This is a genomic window from Rhodovulum sp. DZ06 (assembly GCF_050586345.1).
Classification (GTDB): Bacteria; Pseudomonadota; Alphaproteobacteria; order Rhodobacterales; family Rhodobacteraceae; genus JBOCEF01.
In genome coordinates this window covers 16,540-34,938 of record NZ_JBOCEF010000050.1, presented here as the reverse complement: position 1 = coordinate 34,938, position 18,399 = coordinate 16,540, and the positions used below count along the sequence as shown (strand labels likewise).

At 76.3% G+C, this 18,399-nt stretch carries 12 protein-coding genes; 6 read left to right on the top strand and 6 right to left on the bottom strand.

What is annotated here, in order from left to right:
* Positions 1–257: 257 nt before the first annotated feature.
* The 3 genes from ACQ5SO_RS17995 to nadC form a co-directional block, all read right to left on the bottom strand.
* Positions 258–506 carry an exodeoxyribonuclease VII small subunit gene (locus tag ACQ5SO_RS17995; protein WP_430943022.1) on the bottom strand — a complete coding sequence of 83 codons (249 nt, stop codon included), beginning with the start codon at positions 504–506 and terminating at the stop codon, positions 258–260.
* Complete coding sequence (locus ACQ5SO_RS17990) at positions 507–1,442, bottom strand: histone deacetylase family protein (protein ID WP_430943021.1); 936 nt, start codon at positions 1,440–1,442, stop codon at positions 507–509.
* Positions 1,443–1,766: 324 nt separating this feature from the next.
* The gene (gene nadC, locus ACQ5SO_RS17985; protein ID WP_430943020.1) at positions 1,767–2,657 is read right to left on the bottom strand and encodes a carboxylating nicotinate-nucleotide diphosphorylase; all 891 of its coding nucleotides are present in this window, start codon (positions 2,655–2,657) and stop codon (positions 1,767–1,769) included.
* Positions 2,658–3,137: 480 nt separating this feature from the next.
* On the opposite strand from nadC, the gene accD reads away from it, so the two are divergent.
* From accD to ACQ5SO_RS17970, 3 genes are all read left to right on the top strand, one after another.
* Complete coding sequence (accD, locus tag ACQ5SO_RS17980; RefSeq protein WP_430943019.1) at positions 3,138–4,070, top strand: acetyl-CoA carboxylase, carboxyltransferase subunit beta; 933 nt, start codon at positions 3,138–3,140, stop codon at positions 4,068–4,070.
* A gap of 119 nt (positions 4,071–4,189) precedes the next feature.
* Positions 4,190–5,446, top strand: coding sequence for a bifunctional folylpolyglutamate synthase/dihydrofolate synthase (locus tag ACQ5SO_RS17975; protein WP_430943023.1), 1,257 nt, complete (start codon positions 4,190–4,192; stop codon positions 5,444–5,446).
* Positions 5,447–5,529: 83 nt separating this feature from the next.
* The gene (locus ACQ5SO_RS17970; protein WP_430943018.1) at positions 5,530–5,985 is read left to right on the top strand and encodes a DUF3291 domain-containing protein; all 456 of its coding nucleotides are present in this window, start codon (positions 5,530–5,532) and stop codon (positions 5,983–5,985) included.
* Between the two features lie 7 nt (positions 5,986–5,992).
* Here the strand turns inward: ACQ5SO_RS17970 and ACQ5SO_RS17965 are convergent, their stop codons facing one another.
* Complete coding sequence (locus ACQ5SO_RS17965) at positions 5,993–6,517, bottom strand: hypothetical protein (protein ID WP_430943017.1); 525 nt, start codon at positions 6,515–6,517, stop codon at positions 5,993–5,995.
* 141 nt (positions 6,518–6,658) lie between these two features.
* Entirely contained in the window at positions 6,659–7,741 is a 1,083-nt protein-coding gene (locus ACQ5SO_RS17960) for a glycosyltransferase family 2 protein (RefSeq protein ID WP_430943016.1), read from the bottom strand.
* Between the two features lie 297 nt (positions 7,742–8,038).
* Between ACQ5SO_RS17960 and ACQ5SO_RS17955 the strand changes: the two genes are divergently transcribed.
* The 3 genes from ACQ5SO_RS17955 (at position 8,039) to hisA (ending at position 17,761) form a co-directional block, all read left to right on the top strand.
* A complete protein-coding gene (locus tag ACQ5SO_RS17955) occupies positions 8,039–15,319 on the top strand; it encodes an SDR family NAD(P)-dependent oxidoreductase (RefSeq protein ID WP_430943015.1) in 7,281 nt (2,426 codons plus the stop codon).
* Positions 15,320–15,331: 12 nt separating this feature from the next.
* Positions 15,332–16,765 carry an aminotransferase class I/II-fold pyridoxal phosphate-dependent enzyme gene (locus ACQ5SO_RS17950; protein ID WP_430943014.1) on the top strand — a complete coding sequence of 478 codons (1,434 nt, stop codon included), beginning with the start codon at positions 15,332–15,334 and terminating at the stop codon, positions 16,763–16,765.
* A gap of 273 nt (positions 16,766–17,038) precedes the next feature.
* A complete protein-coding gene (gene hisA / locus ACQ5SO_RS17945; protein WP_430943013.1) occupies positions 17,039–17,761 on the top strand; it encodes a 1-(5-phosphoribosyl)-5-[(5-phosphoribosylamino)methylideneamino]imidazole-4-carboxamide isomerase in 723 nt (240 codons plus the stop codon).
* 102 nt (positions 17,762–17,863) lie between these two features.
* Here hisA and ACQ5SO_RS17940 read toward each other — a convergent pair whose 3' ends face one another.
* A complete protein-coding gene (locus ACQ5SO_RS17940) occupies positions 17,864–18,232 on the bottom strand; it encodes a hypothetical protein (protein WP_430943012.1) in 369 nt (122 codons plus the stop codon).
* Positions 18,233–18,399 lie beyond the last annotated feature (167 nt).

Below are 18,399 nucleotides of genomic sequence, written 5' to 3'. Positions count from 1 at the left end.
ATGGCGACCTCCTCTTTCGGGAGGTTGAATCAGATCGAGCCCGATTGGGGAATCCTGTTTATGGGGACAGGCCCTAGGGCGGCGCGCCCCGGCGGCGCAGCCGCGGTTCTTCCGAGAAAGGGGGGCGAGAACGGGGGGCGAAGGCCCCCCTGAACGGGCGAAAGCCTGCCTCGGGGTGCGGCCGTCGTCGGGGGGCATGAAGCCCCCGCTCCTCCGCCCGCGCCGGGCCGGGGCCCGGCGGCGCCAGGCCCCGCGCCTCAGCCCTTCATCGGGGCGGCCGCGACCTCTCCGTCCGGGCCGGCGGTGATCTGGGCGACCTTCATCTCGGCCTCCTGCAGCAGCGCCTCGCAGCGCGCCCGCAGCGCCTCGCCGCGCTCATAAAGCGCGATGCTCTCCTCCAGCGGCACGTCCCCGCGCTCGAGCCGGTTCACCACGTCCTCGAGGCCCGCCATCGCGGCCTCGTAGCTCATCTTATCCACCGCCGGGGCGGGGGCCTGGTCGCTCATTCAAGCGCCCTCCATCAAGGTTCGCACATGCGCCGCCGAGGCTTCGGACAGCGCGGTCAGATCGTAGCCGCCTTCGAGCATCGAGACGACCCGTCCCTGCGCATGCTCGTCCGCGAGGTCCATGATCTTGCGGGTCACCCAGGCGAAATCCTCGGTCTCCAGCCCCAGGCTGGCCAGCGGGTCGCGCTTGTGGGCGTCGAAACCCGCGGAAATGAACACCATGTCCGGCCGGTGCGCGGCGGCGGCGGGCAGGATCGCCTCCTCCCAGGCCGCGCGGAATTCGCGGCTGCCGGAGGCGTTGGGGAGGGGGACGTTCAGCACGTTGCCCACGCCCGTCTCATGCGCCGCGCCGGTGCCGGGATAGAGCGGGAATTCGTGGGAGGAGGCGAAGAAGGCGCGCGGCTCGCTCTCCAGCACGTCCTGGGTGCCGTTGCCGTGGTGGACGTCGAAATCGAGCACCGCGACCCGGTCCACCTGCGGCTGGGCCAGCGCGTGCAGCGCGGCGATGGCGATGGAGGAGTAGAGGCAGAACCCCATCGGGCGGCGGCGCTCGGCGTGGTGGCCGGGCGGGCGCATGGCCACGAAGGCGGCGCGATGGGCGCCCGACAGCACCAGGTCCACCGCCTGGCAGCCGCCGCCCGCGGCGCGCTCCGCCGCCTCCAGCGATCCGGCGGTCATCCAGGTGTCGGGGTCGAGATCGACCGCGGGCGCGCCCTCGGCCGGGGCGGCTTCGCGCAGCATCTGCAGGTAGCTGCGCGGATGGGCGCGCAGCAGCTCCGCCTCGGTCACGCGCTGCGCCTCGGAGCGGTGCAGCGCGTCGAATTCGGGGGCCGAGAGGGCCGAGAGCACCGCGTCGAGCCGGGCGACGCATTCGGGATGCCCCGAGGGGGTCACGTGGCCGTTGGCGGCGGGATGGGTGATGAGGGCGACGGTCATTGGCTCCTCCCGGGCTTTGGGCGGCCGCCGGCGCGCGGGGGAAGGGCGCGCGCCGGGCCGCCGGGCATGTGCGGCGTCTTTGGCGCGCGGCCGGATCAAGGTTCACCCTAGGGCGAACGCGCGCGGCGAAAAGGGGCCTTCGCGCCGCGGGGCGGGGATCGGCGCCGCGGCGCGGGATGGCCCGGCGCCGCGCCGGGGGCCTGGCGGGCGGCCTGGCCGGGGGGGGGGGGCGCCGGGGGCCGCGCGCCCGGCGCCGCGCCGGCGGCTTGCCGGGCGCCCGCGCGGCGCGTCGGGCGTCCCGCGGGTTTCGGGCGGCGCGGGGCCTCAGCCGATCTCGATGTCCAGCCCGAGGTCCAGCGTCCCCGCGGCCATGGTGATCTTCGACGAGGAGATCACGTCGACGCCGGTCTTGCCGATGGCCCCGACCGTCTCGAGCGACACGCCGCCCGAGGCCTCGAGCACCGCGCGGCCGGCGTTGATCTCCACCGCGCGGCCGAGGTCCTCGAGCCCGAAATTGTCGAGCATGATGACCGTGGCCCCGGCCCCCAGCGCCTCCTCGAGCTGCGCCAGCGTGTCGACCTCGACCTCGATGGCGCAGAGATGCCCGGCATAGGCCCTGGCGGCGGTGACCGCGGCGGCGACGCCGCCGGCGACGGCGATGTGGTTGTCCTTGATCAGCACCGCGTCGTCGAGGCCGAAGCGGTGGTTCACCCCGCCGCCGCAGCGCACCGCGTATTTCTCGGCCGCGCGCAGGCCGGGCGTGGTCTTGCGGGTGCAGGCGACATGGGCGCGGGTGCCGGAGAGCTTTTCGGCGAATCGCGCGGTCATGCCCGCGATCCCCGACAGGTGGCACATGAAGTTGAGCGCCACCCGCTCGCCCGACAGGATCGCGCGGGCGTTGCCGGAGATGCGCATCACCACGTCGCCCGGGGCGACCCGCGCGCCGTCGCGCATCAGCAGCTCGACCGAGAGCCCGGCGTCCTGGGCGGCGAAGGCGGCGCGGCCGAAATCGGCGCCGCAGAGCACGCCATGCTCGCGGCTCGCCATCACCGCGGTGGCCTCGGCGGCCTCGGGGACCACGGCGGCCGAGGTGACGTCGCCCGCACGGCCGAAATCCTCGCGCAGGGCGGCGCGGACCATGTCCTCGACCAGCAGCGGGGGCAGGGGGGCGGGGCGCGGTGCGGGCGGGCGGGAAGCGGCGTCGGCGGCGGTCATGGCGGGTCTCTCCCGTAGCGGCGGGCCGCGCGGCGCCGGGGGGGCGGGCGCGGGGGGGCAAGTCGGGCGGACCATGTCGCCGGGCGCGCCCGGTTGCAAGGGTGCGGAACGGAGCGGGCCGGGGCGCGGCGCCCGCGGGGCGGCGCCGGGCCGAGGGGGCTCGACGCCCCCGAGGGCCGCACGCCCCCGCCCGGACCGATGCGCCGCCGGGGGCCGCAAGCGCCCCCGCTCAGCCCCCCCAGCCCCCGCTCAGCCCCGGGCGCGGGCCCCTCCGCCGCCCCCGATCCGTCGCATGCGCGCCTTCGCCCGTCGCCCCCCGTGCATTTCCGCCCCCCGGCCCCATGTATGCTGCACCCCGCTCCCGTCTTCGGGGCCGCCCGCCCGCACGATTGCATCGCGCGCCGCGGCGCAGTACCACGCGGGCGCGGCGCGCCCCCCTCGCCGGGGGCGGCCAATCCGGAGCACAGACGAGGCGCAGCCATGAACTGGATCGACAACTACGTCCGCCCCAAGATCAACTCGCTGTTCTCTCGGCGCGAGGTGCCCGAGAACCTGTGGCGCAAGTGCGACGAGTGCGGCACGATGCTGTTCCACCGGGAACTGGCCGACGCGCTGAACACCTGCCCGAACTGCCGCCACCACATGCACATCACGCCGCGCGACCGCTTCGCGTCGCTGTTCGACGGCGGGCTGTTCGTGGAGGTCGAGGTCCCCGAGCCCATCGCCGACCCGCTCCAGTTCCGCGATTCCAAGCGCTATTCCGACCGCATGAAGGACGCCCGCCGCAAGACCGGCGAGACCGAGGCGATGCTGGTCGCCGAGGGCGCCATCGGCGGGCTGCACACCGTCTGCGCCGCGCAGGACTTCAGCTTCATGGGCGGCTCCATGGGCATGCATGTCGGCAACGCCATCGTCGCCGCCGCTGAGAAAGCCCTGGCGCGCCGCGCGCCGCTGGTGCTGTTCTCGGCCGCCGGGGGCGCGCGGATGCAGGAAGGCATCCTGTCGCTGATGCAGATGCCGCGCACCACCGTCGCCGTGCAGATGCTGCGCGAGGCGGGGCTGCCTTACATCTGCGTGCTGACCCACCCGACCACCGGGGGCGTCACCGCGTCCTATGCCATGCTCGGCGACGTGCAGATCGCCGAACCCGGCGCGCTGATCTGCTTCGCCGGCCCGCGCGTGATCGAACAGACCATCGGCGAGAAGCTCCCCGAGGGCTTCCAGCGCGCCGAGTACCTGCTCGAGCACGGGATGCTCGACATGGTCCTGCACCGGACCGAGATGCGCGACGAGCTGGCCAAGCTCCTGCGCCTGCTGATGAACGAGGAGCGCCGCGTGATGGGAGACCTGCCTTCGCCCGACACCTCCGCCGAGGCGCTGCCCGCCCCGGCCGATGGCGAGACCAAGGGGTGACCGCCCCCGGCTTCGTGGGCGGGTTCGAGGGGGCCGCGTCCCCCGCGCCCGCCGCCGCGGCCTTCCTGCCGCCGCGCAGCGCCGACACCGCCGCCAGCGACGCGGCCGTCGCCGCGCTGATGGCGCTGACCCCCAGCGACATCGAGCTGACGCTGGAGCCGGTGCGCCGCCTGCTGCGCGCGCTCGGGGATCCGCACGAAGCCATCCCGCCCGCGATCCATGTCGCGGGCACCAATGGCAAGGGCTCGACCCTCGCCATGATCCGCGCCGGGCTGGAAAGCCGGGGCGAGGCCTGCCACGGCTACAACTCGCCCCACCTGGTGCGCCTGCACGAGAATATCCGCCTGCGCGGCCGCCCCATCGCAGAACCCGCGCTGGCGGGGCTGCTGAACGAGTGCATCGCGGCCAATGACGGGGCCGGGATCTCGGTGTTCGAGGCGACGACCGTGGCCGCCTTCCTCGGGTTTTCGCGCAGCGAGGCGGACTGGACCCTGCTCGAGGTCGGCCTCGGGGGCGAGGGCGATGCGACCAACGTGCTGAGCGCCCCGGCCCTGACCGCGATCACCCCGATCAGCTTCGACCACGAGATGTACCTGGGCCCCACCCTGGCCGAGATCGCGACCCACAAGGCCGGGATCATGCGCCGCGGCGTGCCTTGCGTGGTGGCCGAGCAGCAGCCCGAGGCGCTGGACGCCATCGAGGCGCATGCCGCGAAGATCGGCGCGCCGCTGCATGTCGCGGGCCGCGACTGGATGTGCTGGTTTGAGAACGGCCGCATCGTGTTCCAGGACGCGAACGGGATGCTCGACCTTCCGGCCCCGTCCCTCGGCGGCGCGCACCAGGCGCAGAACGCCGGGACCGCGGTCGCGGCGCTGCGCCTTCTGGGCGCGGACGAGGCCGCCTGCGCCGCGGCCCTGACCGGCGCGCGCTGGCCCGCGCGGATGCAGCCCATCGCCGCCGCGGACCTGCCGGGGCTTCCGGCGGATGCGGAAGTCTGGCTCGACGGCGGGCACAACCCCGCGGCGGGCGAGGCGCTGGCCGCGCACATGGCGGTGCTGAACGCGCGCCGCCCGGCGCCGCTGCACCTCGTCTGCGGGATGCTGGAGACCAAGGACCCCGAGGCCTTCCTGCGCCCCTTCGCCGGGCAGGCGACGCACGTGTCGGGCGTCACCATCCTCGGCGCCGCCGCCACCCAGCCGGGCGAGGCCATCGCCGCCGCCGCCCGCCGCGCGGGGCTTCCCGCCGACCCGGCCCCCAGCCTCGACGCCGCGTTCGAGGCGGTGTCGGAGGCGGGCGGTCCGGCCCCCCGGGTGCTGATCTGCGGCTCGCTCTACCTTGCCGGCGATGTGCTGCGCCGCATCGGCTGGGAGGGCTGACGGGCGGCTTTGCGCCCGCTTGACCGCCCGCGCCCCCGCGCCGCACGGTTCTCCCCGCCCCCCGCCGGGGCAGGGAGGACGCCATGGCCTACGTCGCGCAGCTCAACATGGGCTACCTGCTGCATCCCTTCGGCGACCCGCGCGTCGCCGGGTTCGTGGATGCGGTCGAGGCGGTGAACGCCCTCGCCGAACGCTCCCCCGGTTTCGTCTGGCGCATGTCCGACCGGGACCTGCAGCGGCGCGGGAACACGCCGGGCGCTTTCTTCGGGCGCCCCGACCGCGCCATCGCCACCGTCTCGGTCTGGGAGAGCGACGCGGCGCTGGCGGAATTCGTGCTGCGCGGCGTGCACGGCCAATTCCTGTCCCGCCGGGCCGAGTGGTTCGAGAAGCTGGACGCGGCGTCCTATGTCCTCTGGCCCGTGGAGGACCGCCACCGCCCGGGCCTGGCCGAGGGCAAGGCGAAGCTGCTGGAGCTGCGCGAAAACGGGCCGTCGGCGGCGGCCTATGACCTCGGCTGGGCGCAGGCCCGGGCGGGCTGACGGGGGGTCAGCGGGCGGCGCAGGCGGCGGGGGCCTTGCTGCGTCGTTTTGCGCCGACCGACCAGGTCCGCCTCATCAGGGGTTTTTCGTAGCGAGAGACCTGCAGCAGCACGGCGGGGTCGCCGCAGCCATGCACGGCGATGACGGTCTGAATGATCCTCCCCGCCTTCCGCATCGGCGGGGTCGCGTCGACATACCCCTCCTGCGTCTCCAGCGTGGCGGCGAGCCTGCGCGAGGCCGCCTCCAGCGCGTCCGGGTCCAGGTCAAGGTCGGCGCCATAGGCGAGCGCGCCCTTCGGCACGCGGGCGACCTGGTAGTTTGCGGCCGAGCTGAGCCAGCAGTTCGACAGCATGATCCGCTTGCTTCTGGTAAAGTAGCGGAGCGAGGCCGAGATCGTGATCGGCAGCCGCTTGTGCAGCCGCTGCACGTGGCGTTTGGAGTGGGGAAGGTTCGGCACGTCGGTCACCTCGTCCCCGGTCAGACCCCAGTCGGGGCGGAGGGGGGCGGAGCTGAAATCCGCCGCCAGCGCCATGCAGCCGCGGCGGTGAGAGACGCGGCGAACAGGGCGGCGAACAGGCGCGAAAGACGCGGGCGCATGGGCGGATCCTCAAGAAAAACCTTCCGAAGAGCGGATGGATTGTCTTGCAGCGCCTCCCGCCACGTCAACCGCCCCTCAGGGCGCCGCCCCCCGCACCGCCCGCAGGATCGGGCCGTCCCCCGGCTCGAACGCCTCCGGCGGGGGGCCTTCCTCGAACCAGGCCGTGCCGAACGCCCCGTCGATCCGCGACAGCGCGTCGAAACCGGGGGAGACCAGCCGCGCCAGCAGCTCGGCATGCTCCGGGTCCGCCCGCAGCGCCTTGATCTTGCGCCGATGCGCGCGCAGGCAGGCCTGGTGCAGGCGGCGCACCTCCGGGTCCGCCTTCAGCGCCTGCATCTCCTCCCGCGCCGCGCGGCGCAGGCGCAGGATCGAGCGGTCCTCGTCCTCGTTGCGGTTCATCACCCACCAGTACTGCAGGCCCTGGTCGCGGCTCGTGTGGTTCACCCGCCCGCGCGCGCGCTTGACGAGGAAGCTCTCGGCCGAGCGCACCGCGTAGTGGTTGAGCTGCACCAGGTCATAGCCCCAGCAATGCTTGTCCATCCGCCAGCCCCGCCCGATGAACTTGCGCGGCATCGGCCGCCCCGAGCCGTCGAGCCAGACCGGCGCGGCCCCGTCATGCGGCTTCACCGGCCGGTGGACGCCGAACCGGGCATAGGGGACCCCGGCGCGGAAGGCGGTCTTGAAGCCCCAGGCCTGGTGCGGCTTCGGCCGCCAGGCCGCGGCGCAGCGGGTGAACTGGGCCGTCACCGGCTTGTCCCGGAACCCCTCGGTCCCGTCCGAGCCGAACAGCCGCCAGGGCAGCGAGATCATCTCGGGCGCAGCCCCTGCCAGCGCCTCGGCCGCCGCCAGCAGGTCCGCGAAGGTCCCGGCGCCGGGACGGATGTTGACGTATTCGTCGACGTCGATCGGCAGGATCCACTCCGCATCCACCGCGGGCGCGCAATCGGCGGCGTCGATCAGCGCCGCGTGCTGGGGCGTCTTGCCCTTGTTGGACCCCAGCGGGTTGTCCCGCCGCACCAGCGCCCCGCGGGCGGCGAGCCGGTCCAGAAGCGCCACCGTCCCGTCGTCGCAATCATTTGTATAGACGAGGAAATCGCGCACCCCGACCGCCCGGTGATGGGCGATCCAGTCGAGGATGAAGGGCCCCTCGTTCTTCATGCAGGTGACGACGCACAGGCGCGGGCCCGCAAGCGCCGCGCCCGATGGCGCAAGCGGGGGGGCGTCGCCCGTCTCTGGCGGCTCTCGGGTCGTGATTTCGCGCCTCCGCAGTCCCGGTTTTTCGTCGCGGCCCCCGTTTTCGGGGGGGGCGGTGAAGATGTCATTAACGATCTGCGGCTCTAATCGGCCCGGCGATGGCGCGCCTTCCCCCCGGCCGCCGCCGTCGCCCCGCGCCGGGCGGGACCGTCCCGGCTTCCGCGTGGAAAACCCCGCGGACAAGGCCGCAGGAGGCGCCGCGTGCTCAAAGCCATCGAACCGAGCGAAATCGCGATCATCGGATATGGCTGCCGGCTTCCCGGCGCCGACGGGCCCGAGGGGTTCCGGGCCTTGCTCGAGGACGGGCGCTGCAGCGTCGGGCGGATCCAGCCGGATCGCTTCCCGGCCGACATGTGGCTGGGCGAGGGGGCGGGCCGCAGCTACACCCTCGCCGCCGGGCAGCTGGACGACCCCTTCGCCTTCGATCCGGGCTTCTTCGGCGTCTCGCCGCGCGAGGCCGAGCAGATGGACCCCCAGCAGCGCCTGCTGCTGCAGGTGGCGTGGGAGGCGCTGGAACACGCGCGCCGCCCGCTCTCGACCCTGGCCAGGGACCGCACGGGGGTCTTCGTCGGCGCGTCCTCGAACGATCATTCCAACCGCTTCCACCTCGATCCCGGCGCCATCGACGCGCAGTTCATGACCGGGAACACGCTCTCGCTGCTGTCCAACCGGATCTCCTACCTGCTGGACCTGCAGGGGCCGAGCTGGACGGTCGACACGGCCTGTTCCTCGGGCCTCTACGCGCTGCGCGCCGCGGCGGCCGAGATCGCCTCGGGGCGGATCGACACGGCGCTGGTGGGGGGGGTGAACATGCTTCTCTCGCCCTGGCCCTACGTGGGGTTCTCGCGCGCCTCGATGCTCTCGCGCCGCGGGCTCTGCGCGGCCTTCGACGCGTCGGGGGACGGCTATGTGCGCTCCGAAGGCGCGGTGGTGTTCGTGCTCAAGGCGCTCGGCGCGGCGCTGGCGGACGGCGACCACGTGCTGGGCGTCATCGCCGGCGTCGGGGTGAACTCCGACGGGCGCACGCCCGGGGTCTCGATGCCCTCGGCCGAGCGGCAGGAGGCGCTGCTGCGCCAGGTCTACGGCGAGCTGGGGCTGTCCCCCGACCGGCTCGCCTTCGTCGAGGCGCATGGCACCGGCACCCAGGCGGGCGACCCGCAGGAGGCCGCGGCCCTGGGCGCCGCGCTGGGCGCCGGGCGCGCGGCGCCGCTGCCGATCGGGTCGGCCAAGACCAATGTGGGCCACCTCGAGGCGGGGGCGGGCCTCGTGGGCCTTCTGAAGGCGCAGATCGCGCTGGAGACGGGGCGGATCCCCAGGTCCCTGCATTTCGAGACGCCGAACCCGCATATCGATTTCGACCGCCTGAACCTGCGCGTGGCGGCGGAGGCGGAGGCGATCCCGCCCGCCTCCCGCCCCTGGCACGCGGGGGTGAACGCCTTCGGCTTCGGCGGCGCCAACGCCCATGTCTGCCTGCGCCAGCCGGGGGCGGAGGAGCGCCGCTCGCGCGCTCCCGAACCCGCCCCTGCGCCGCTGGTGCTCTCGGCCCGGTCCGAGGAGGCGCTGAAGGCGCTTGCCGGCCAGGTCGCCGACCGGCTGCGGGCGGCGCCGGGCGACGCCCCCGCCCTCGCCAACGCCTGCGCCTGGGGGCGGGAGCGGCTGTCCCACCGCGTCGTGGTCCCCGCCGCGGAGGCCGAGACCCAGGCCGGGGCGCTGGCCGCCTGGGCCGCGGGCGCGAAGGACGCCCCCGCGCGCATCGCCTCGGGCCGGGCCGAGGGCGCGGCGCCGGGCGAGGCGGTGTTCCTGTTCTCCGGCAATGGCGGGCAGCACGTGGGCATGGGGCGCGACGCGCTCGCCCGCGACCCGGACTTCGCCGCGGGGTTCCGCGCCGCGGCCGCCGCCGTCGGCGCCGTCTCGGGGCAGGATCTCGAGGCCGAGCTTCTGTCCGACACGCTGGCCGATCGCCTCGGCGCCTCCTCGCTCGCGCAGCCGCTGATCTTCGCGATCCAGGTCGGCGCGACCGGGGCGCTGGCCGCCCGCGGCCTGCGCCCCCATGCCGTCGTCGGCCACTCGGTGGGCGAGGTCGCCGCCGCCTGGGCCGCCGGGGCGCTGGACCTGTCGGCCGCGGCGCAGCTGATCCACCACCGCTCCGCGGCGCAGGAGGGGATGCGCGGGACGGGCGGGATGACCGCGCTGCTGCTCGGCCATGACGAGGCCGCGGGCCTGCTGGCCGAGCTGGGCGAGGACGCGGTGGAGATCGCCGCCGACAACTCTCCGCGCGCGGTGACGCTCTCCGGCCCCGTCGAGGCGCTGGCCCGGGTCGAGGCCGCCGCCGACGCCCGCCGCGCCGCCACCCGCCGCCTGGCGCTGGACTACCCGTTCCACTCCGCCGCCGCCGACGGGCTCGAGGACGGGTTGATGGAGGCGCTGGCCTTCCTGCGCCCGGAGGAGGCGCGGATCCGCTTCCATTCCGCCGTGTTCGGCCGCGCCGCGGATGGAGAGGAGCTCGGCCCCCGCTACTGGTGGGCCAATATCCGCCGCCCGGTGCTGTTCCGCCAGGCGCTGGGCAGCGCGCTGGATTTCGGCGCCGCGGCGACGGTGGAGGTCGGGCCGCGCCCGGTCCTCGGCGGCTTCGCGCGGGACGTGGCGCGGGCGAAGGGCCTGCGCCTCGCCGCGCTGGCGGCGCTCGAGGACGGCAAGCCGGCCGATTTCGACCTCGTCGCCGGGGCCGCGCTGGCCCATGGCGCCCGCCTGTCCGAGGAGACGTTGTTCGGCCCCGACCTGCGCTGCGACATCCACCCGCCGCGCTACCCGTGGCGCAACAAGACCTACCGGGCCGCGCCCGGGCCCGACGCGATCGCGGGGTTCGACGCGTCCCCCGTCAACCCGCTGCTGGGCCGCCGGGACCGGGCGGACGGCGCCGACTGGCACGCGGCGGTGAGCGCGGCGCAGCCCGCCTGGCTGGCCGATCACAAGGTCGCCGGCGGCGTGGTGATGCCCGCCGCGGGGCTTGCCGACATGGCGCTTTCGGCGGGGCTCGAGGCGCTGGGCGAGGCGGCGGAGGAGGGGGTGGAGCTGCTCGATTTCGACATCCTGCGGCCGCTGGCGCTCGACGCCGCGCCGACCGCGCTGCGCACCCGCCATTGCGGGGCGCGGGGGGTGGTGGAGATCGCCGCCCGGCCCGTCGGCGCCGAGGCGGCCCCCGCCCTGCACGCGCAGGCCCGCCTGCGCCCGCTGCGCGCCGCCGCGCCCGGTCCGGCGGCGGCGACCGGCGCCGGGATGGACCCGGACGCGGTCTATGCCGCCGCGGCGGCGATGGGCCTCGACTATGGCCCCGCCTTCCGCCGGGCCGAGGCCTTCACGCGGATCGAGGGGGGCGTCGAGATCCGCTTCTCGGGCGATCCCGCGCTCGCGCCCGGGCGCCACGCGCTGCATCCCTGCTGGCTTGACGCCGCGCTGCACGGGCTGCTGCCGCTGCTGGCCGGGGCGGACCCGCGGCCGGGCCGCGCCTGGCTGCCGGTGCGCATCGCCGCGCTGCGCCTGTTCCGCCCCGGCGCGACCCCGCTGCGGGCCGAGGCGCGGCTGGAGAAGGCCACGGAGCATGGCGCGGTCGCGTCCATCGCCCTGTTCGACGCGGCGGGCTGCGTGGCCGAGCTGTCGGGCCTGCGCTTCCGCCCGATGCAGGACCCGCGCGCGGCCGGGGCCGAGGGGCTGTTCCTGCGCCAGGTCCTCGTCCCCGTCTCGCCCGCCGCGCCGCCGGACATGGACGCGCTCGCCGCCGCGCTGTCGGGCGAGGCCGCGCCGGAACCGGCCGCCGCCCTGCTGCTCGACGCCGCCGCCCACCGCTCGGCCTGGGAGGCCGCGGCGGCCCTGGCCGGAGAGGGCGGCGCGCTCGACCCCGACGCGCTGCCCGCGGGCGCGCTGCACCCCTCGGCCCGCCCGCTCTGGCGCCGCCTCGTGGCGGGGCTGGAGGCGGACGGCTCCGCGGTTCCGGGCCTCGACGGCCCCGTGCTCGGCGCCCCCTCCGCCCCGGCGCTGGAGCCGCTGGCCGAGGCGCTGCTGGCCGAGGCGGCGAGGCAGGGCGAGGTCTTCCTCGCCGCGATGGGCCTTGAGGAAGGGTTGCGCCGCGCCCTGTCCGGGGGCCTGGCGCCCGAGACGCCGCCGCCCTCGGCCGCCGACATCGCCGCCGAGGCGCGCGGCCCCGAGGCCGAGGCGCGCGAGGCGCCGCTGATCGCCGCGCTGGCCGCCCTGTCCGGGCCCGGCCGCCGCCGCATCCTGGTGCTCGGCGCCGCCTCCCCCGCGCTGCTGCGCGCGGCGATGGCGGCGGGCGAGGCGACGCGGTCCGACCCCGACCCGCGCCGGGTGCGGGCGATGGAGGCCGACCCGGCCCCGCGCCCCGCCGGGCTGTCCTTCACCGCGCCCGAGGCGTGGGAGGCCGGGGCCTGGGACGTCGTGCTGTCCTGCGATGCGCTGCACCGGGCGGACCCGGCGACGCTGCGCCGCCTCGCCGCCGCCCTGCGCGCGGGCGGGGCGCTGATCGCGGCCGAGGCGCCGCCGACGCTGGCCGGGGACCTGCTGCATGGCCGGCGCTCCGACTGGTGGCGCGCGGCGGCGTCGCTGCGCCCCCACGGCCCGCGCCGGGACCGCGCGGGCTGGGCCGAGGCGCTGGACGGCGCGGGCCTCGCGCTCCACGACACCGGCGCCGGGCCGCTTCTGGCCCGGGCGCTGCACGGCGCGGCGCCCGCTGCGCCCGGGCCGCGCGCCCCGATCCGCGTCGTCGGCGCGGGGGGCGAGGCGCTGGCCCGCGCCCTCGCCCTGCGCGGCCAGCCCGCGATCTGCACCCCTTGGGACGTGCCCGCGTCGGGCGAGACGGCGCTGCTCATGCCCCCGCCCGGGGAGGATCCGCTGGCCGATGTCGCCGCCCTGTGCGACCGCGTCCGCCGGGCGCTGGTGGATACGGACGGCCCGCTCTGGCTGGTGCTCGGGGCCGGGATCGCGGCGGGCGAGGACCGCGCGCTCAGCCCCCGCGACGCCGCGCTCTGGGGCTTCGCCCGGGTCGCCGCCAATGAATGGCCGGGGCGGGAGATCCGGGTGATCGACCGCGCCGCCGCCGGGCTGGACCGGCTCGCCGAGGCCCTGGTCGAGGCGGGGCCGGAGCGGGAGCTCGTGCTGGCCGCGGACGCGGCGCTCGCCCCCCGGGCCGAGCCCGATGCCGGCCGCGCCCGCGCCGCCGCCGCCGCGCGCCTCGGGGATGCCGCGGGCCTGCGCCTGTCGCAGCGCCGCCGCGGCGCGCTGGACGGCCTGGCCTGGACGCCCTTCGCGCGGCAGGCGCCCGCCGACGGCCAGGTGGAGATCGCGGTCGCGGCCGCGGGCCTCAATTTCCGAGACGTGATGTGGGCCCAGGGCCTGCTGCCGGAAGAGGCGCTGGAGGACGGCTTCGCCGGGCCCGGCCTCGGGATGGAATGCGCGGGCGTGGTGACGCGCGCGGGCGCGGCCTCGGGCTTCGCGCCGGGGGAGCGGGTGCTGGCCTTCGCGCCGCGCGCGCTGGCGTCCCATGCGCTGACCGACGCCGCGGCGGTGATGCGCCTGCCCGAGGGGCTGTCTCCCGAGGCCGCCGCCGCCGCGCCGGTGGCTTTCCTGACCGCCTGGCACGGGCTGGTCGGCCTCGCGCGTCTCGCGCCCGGGGAGGTCGCGCTGATCCACGGCGCCGCTGGGGGCGTGGGCCTCGCCGCGGTGCAGGTCGCGCAGGCGGCGGGGGCCGAGGTGATCGCCACCGCGGGTTCTCCCGCCCGCCGCGCCGCGCTGCGCCGGCTCGGCTGCGCCCACGTGTTCGACAGCCGCGAGGGACGCTTCGCCGACGCGGTGATGCGGGCGACCGGGGGGCGGGGCGTCGACGTGGCGCTGAACTCGCTCTCGGGCGAGGCGGCGGAGCGCACGCTGGAATGCCTCGCGCCGTTCGGGCGGTTCATCGAGCTTGGCAAGCGCGACTTCTACGGCGGCGGCGCCATGGGCCTGCGCCCGTTCCGGCGCAACCTGGCCTATTTCGGCGTCGACGTGGACCAGCTGCTGGGCGCGAAGCCCGCCGATGCGCGCCGCGCGATGCAGGCGGTGGCCGAGGGGCTGGCGCGCGGCGACTACGCCCCGCCGCCGCGCACCGTCTTCGGCCCCGAAGAGGCGGCGGAGGCGTTCCGCCTGCTGCAACGCTCGGGGCAGGTGGGCAAGATCGTGATCCGCCCGCCCGGGGCGCCGGGGGCCACGGCCCCCGCCGCGCGCTTCGGCGAGGGCGCCGCGCTGGTGGTCGGCGGGCTCGGCGGCTTCGGCGCCGAGGCGGCCCTGCGGCTGGCCGAGCGGGGGGCGGAGGCGATCTGGCTCACCTCCCGCTCCGGCGCCCCGGCCGAGGGCGCCGAGGCGGCGCTGGAGCGGATTCGCGCCACCGGCGCCGCGCTGCACCTGCGCGCGGTGGACGCCGCGGATGAGGGCGCCATGGCGGCGCTGCTGGCGGAGATCCGCGCGGACGGGCGCCCGCTGACCGCGGTGCTCCACGCCGCCGCGGCGATGGATGACGGGCTGATCGCCGGCCAGGACGCGGGCCGCATGACCCGCGCGATGGCGGCCAAGATCGCCGGGGCCGAGGCGCTGGACCGGCTGACGCGGGACGATCCGCCCGCGGTCTTCGCGCTGTTCTCCTCGGCCACCGGGCTGGTGGGCAACCCGGGGCAGGGCGCCTACGTGGCGGCGAATTGCTACCTCGAGGCGCTGGCGGCGGAGCGGCGGCGGGCAGGCCTGCCCGCGCTGGCGGTCGGCTTCGGCGCCATCTCGGACGCCGGGATGCTGACCCGCGACGCGGCCTCGCGCCGCCTGCTGGACGGGCGGCTCGGCGCCGCGGCGATGAGTGCGGCCGAGGCGCTGGACGCGCTCGAGGACCTGCTGGCCGCGCCGCCCCCGGGCCTCGCCGCCCCCGTCGCCGCGCGCATCGACTGGGCCGCCGCGGGCAAGGAGCTGGCGCTGCTGCGCACGCCCCTCTTCGCCCGGGTCGAGATCCCCGAGGCCGCGCCCGCCCGCGGCGCCGCGGCCCTGCGCGCGCTCCTCGCCGGGATGCCGGAGGAGGAGGCGCGGGCCGAGGTCCTCTCGCGCCTTTGCGCCGAGGCTGCGCGGATCCTGCGCCTGCCGCTGGAGGAGCTGGACCCCGCCCGCCCGCTGACGGAACTCGGCTTCGACAGCCTGATGGCCATGGACCTGCGCCTCGCGGCGGAGGAGGCGCTGGGCGTCGACATCCCGCTCCTCTCCGCCGCCGGGGGCGCGACGCTGGCCGATCTCGCCGCCCGCGCCGCCGCCCGGCTGCTGGAGGGGGAGGAGGCCGAGGCGCAGGCGCCGGACGCCGCCGCGCTCGCCCGCATGGCCGAGCGGCACGGGGCCGAGGCGCCCGAGGCGGTGATCGACGGGATCGCCCGCCGCGCCGCGGCGACCACCCGCGCGCTGGACTGAGGAGGGGACGGCATGGACAGGCCGGACGCGCCGCGCGGCGGCATGCGCGCAGGGGACGATGCGGGGACGGCCCGGGGCCCGGACCCCGGGGACGCGGCGGACGGCTTGCCGCCGCCCGGGGCCACGGCCCGCCCGGGCCGGTTCTCGGCCGGGGCGCGGGAGGAACTGCTCGGCGCCCTGCGCGCCGCCCGCCCCGCCCCGGCTCCCGCCGCGCCCGCCCCGGCGCGCAGTTTCGACTTCACCGCCCTGCCCATCCACCACGCCATGCGCGTCCAGCGCCAGGCGGCGGAGGCGCTGGGCGTCGACATGCCCTTCTTCCGCCCCCAGGCCGAGCGCGCGGGGCCGGAGATCACCCTCTCGGGCCGCCGCCTGCTGAATTTCACCGCCTATGACTATCTCGGCTTCAACGGCCGCGAGGAGGTGCAGGAGGCCGCGCGCGAGGCGATCCTGCGCTACGGCGTCTCGGTCGGCGCCAGCCGGGTGGTGGCGGGGGAGCGGGACCTGCACCGGTCGCTCGAATCGCGCATCGCCCGGTTCCTGGGGGCCGAGGCCGCGGTGACCTTCGTCTCGGGCCACGCGACCAACATGGCCGCCATCGCCACGCTGCTCGGGCCGCGCGACCTGGTGCTGACCGACGCGCTGATCCACAACTCGATCGCCGAGGGGGCGCGGCTGTCGGGCGCCGCGCGGGTCAGCTTTCCCCATGGCGACCACGCCTGGGTGGATGATTTCCTCTCGCGCAGGCGCGGCGAGTACGAGCGGGTGCTGATCGCGGTCGAGGGGCTCTATTCCATGGATGGCGACGCGCCGGACCTGCGCGGTTTCGTGTCGGTCAAGCGGCGGCGCGACGCCTGGCTGATGGTCGATGAGGCGCACTCGCTCGGCACGCTCGGCCCCACGGGGCGCGGGATCGGCGAGGCGGCGGGGGTCGCGGCCGAGGAGGTCGAGATCTGGATGGGCACGCTGTCCAAGTCGCTCGCGTCCACCGGCGGCTACATCGCCGGATCGACGGCGTTGGTGGAGATCATGAAGGGCGCCGCGCCGGGCTTCGTGTTCTCGGTCGGGCTGCCCGCCCCGCTCGCCGCCGCCGCCGATGCCGCGCTGGCGCTGCTGGAGGCCGAGCCGCAGACCGTCGCCCGCCTCCAGGCCAATGGCGCGCGGATGCTGGAAGCGGCGCGAGGGGCGGGCTTCGACACCGGCGCCGCGCAGGGCCACGCCATTCTGCCGGTGAAGACGGGGAGCAGCGTCGGCGCGGCGCTCCTGTCCGACGAATGCTGGAAACGGGGCCTCTACGCGCTGCCGATCACCTTCCCCGCTGTGCCGGAGCGGGAGGCGCGGCTGCGCTTCTTCCTGACCGCGGCGCATGCGCCCGAGCAGATCGACGACGCGGTGCGCATCTGCGCCGAGGCGCAGGCGGCGGCGCTGGCCCGGCGCGCGGACCTCTGACCCGCCGCGCGGGGCGCCTCGCCCGCCGCAGGCGCAGCGCCTGCCGCGCGGCGCGGGCGGGCGAGCGGGGGCTTCATGCCCCCCGAGCCCGGTCGCCCCGCCCCGCCCGAACCGGGGCGCGTCCGTCCGCTTCACGGGGGGCAGGCCCCCCTTCGCGGCCGGAGGGCGGCGTGCCGCCGCCCGCCCCCGCGGCGCCGCCTGCGCTTGCATCCGGGGCCGCGCTTGGGCATGACCCGCGCAACACCCACCCTCGCTGCACGGGAGCGTCGCGCCATGATCCTCTACCCCGCCATCGACCTGAAGGACGGCCAGTGCGTGCGCCTGCTGCGCGGCGAGATGGACGCGGCCACCGTCTTCAACGACGACCCGGCCGCCCAGGCCGCCGCGTTCGAAGCGGCCGGCGCCTCCTGGATCCACCTCGTCGACCTCAACGGCGCCTTCGCGGGCAAGCCGGTCAACGCCGCGGCGGTCGAGGGGATCCTGTCGCGCATCTCCGTCCCCGCCCAGCTCGGCGGCGGCATCCGCGACATGGCCACCATCGAGGCCTGGATCACCCGCGGCCTCTCCCGCGTCATCCTCGGCACCGTCGCCGTGCGCGACCCGGCCCTCGTCAAACAGGCGGCGAAGGAATTCCCCGGCAAGGTCGCGGTCGGCATCGACGCGCGCGGCGGCATGGTCGCGGTGGAAGGCTGGGCCGAGACCACCGACATCTCCGCCCTCGACCTCGCCCGCCAGTTCGAGGATGCCGGGGTGGCCGCGATCATCTACACCGACATCGCCCGCGACGGCGCCATGCAGGGGCCGAACGTGGCCGAGACCGCGGCGCTCGCGAGCGCCGTGTCGATCCCGGTCATCGCCTCGGGCGGCGTCTCGTCGATGGAGGACCTCAAGGCGCTGAAGGAGTGCGGCGCGCCGCTCGACGGCGCGATCTCGGGGCGCGCGATCTATGACGGGCATATCGACGTGGCCGAGGCGGCGAAGTTCCTCGCTTCCTGACCCGGGCCGCCTGATCCAGGCCGAAGCCGCGCAGACGAAAACGGCCGCCCCCGGGGGCGGCCGTTTGCATGACCGGACTGCATGTCGGGGGCGGCGCGCGCGTCAGGCGGCGCGGGCGCTCGGCGCCTCGCCCGGGTCCTGCCACTGGATCCAGACGGCGCCCTCGGCATCCTCCTTCACCAGCACCTTCCAGGGCAGGGTCAGCCCGTCCGCCGCGTCGGCCAGCGCCGCGCGCGGGGTCCAGTGCGAGGACACGAAGACCAGCAGCCGCGCCGGGCGCCCGCAGGCGGACCACGCCTCGGCGTTGACGCAGATCGCCGCGCCCTGCCGCTCGAGATCGCCCGCGAGGCGCGCGGACACCTCCTCCACCGTGCCGGCGGCGCGCAGCCGGTGCATCGGCGCGCGGGCGCGCGGATCGGCCAGCAGCCCGAGGGCGGCGAGTCGCTCGGCGAAGCGCTGGGACATGGGCATGGCGGTCTCCTCCAACGGGCGCGTTTCGCGCTTGCGGGCCGCGCGGCGGGGGCTCTTGCAAGCCCGTCCGCGCTGCGCCGGACGCCCCGCCGCCCGGGGCGACCCCGATCCGCGGCAAGACGATCGAAACCATAGCTCAATGAAGGTGAACCAAAGGTTTCTTCAGG

Coding starts and splice junctions, on each gene's coding strand:
- ACQ5SO_RS17995 (WP_430943022.1), bottom strand. CDS start 506: ATGAGCGACCAGGCCCCCGCCCCGGCGGTGGATAAGATGAGCTACGAG.
- ACQ5SO_RS17990 (WP_430943021.1), bottom strand. CDS start 1,442: ATGACCGTCGCCCTCATCACCCATCCCGCCGCCAACGGCCACGTGACC.
- nadC (WP_430943020.1), bottom strand. CDS start 2,657: ATGACCGCCGCCGACGCCGCTTCCCGCCCGCCCGCACCGCGCCCCGCC.
- accD (WP_430943019.1), top strand. CDS start 3,138: ATGAACTGGATCGACAACTACGTCCGCCCCAAGATCAACTCGCTGTTC.
- ACQ5SO_RS17975 (WP_430943023.1), top strand. CDS start 4,190: ATGGCGCTGACCCCCAGCGACATCGAGCTGACGCTGGAGCCGGTGCGC.
- ACQ5SO_RS17970 (WP_430943018.1), top strand. CDS start 5,530: ATGGCCTACGTCGCGCAGCTCAACATGGGCTACCTGCTGCATCCCTTC.
- ACQ5SO_RS17965 (WP_430943017.1), bottom strand. CDS start 6,517: ATGGCGCTGGCGGCGGATTTCAGCTCCGCCCCCCTCCGCCCCGACTGG.
- ACQ5SO_RS17960 (WP_430943016.1), bottom strand. CDS start 7,741: ATGAAGAACGAGGGGCCCTTCATCCTCGACTGGATCGCCCATCACCGG.
- ACQ5SO_RS17950 (WP_430943014.1), top strand. CDS start 15,332: ATGGACAGGCCGGACGCGCCGCGCGGCGGCATGCGCGCAGGGGACGAT.
- hisA (WP_430943013.1), top strand. CDS start 17,039: ATGATCCTCTACCCCGCCATCGACCTGAAGGACGGCCAGTGCGTGCGC.
- ACQ5SO_RS17940 (WP_430943012.1), bottom strand. CDS start 18,232: ATGCCCATGTCCCAGCGCTTCGCCGAGCGACTCGCCGCCCTCGGGCTG.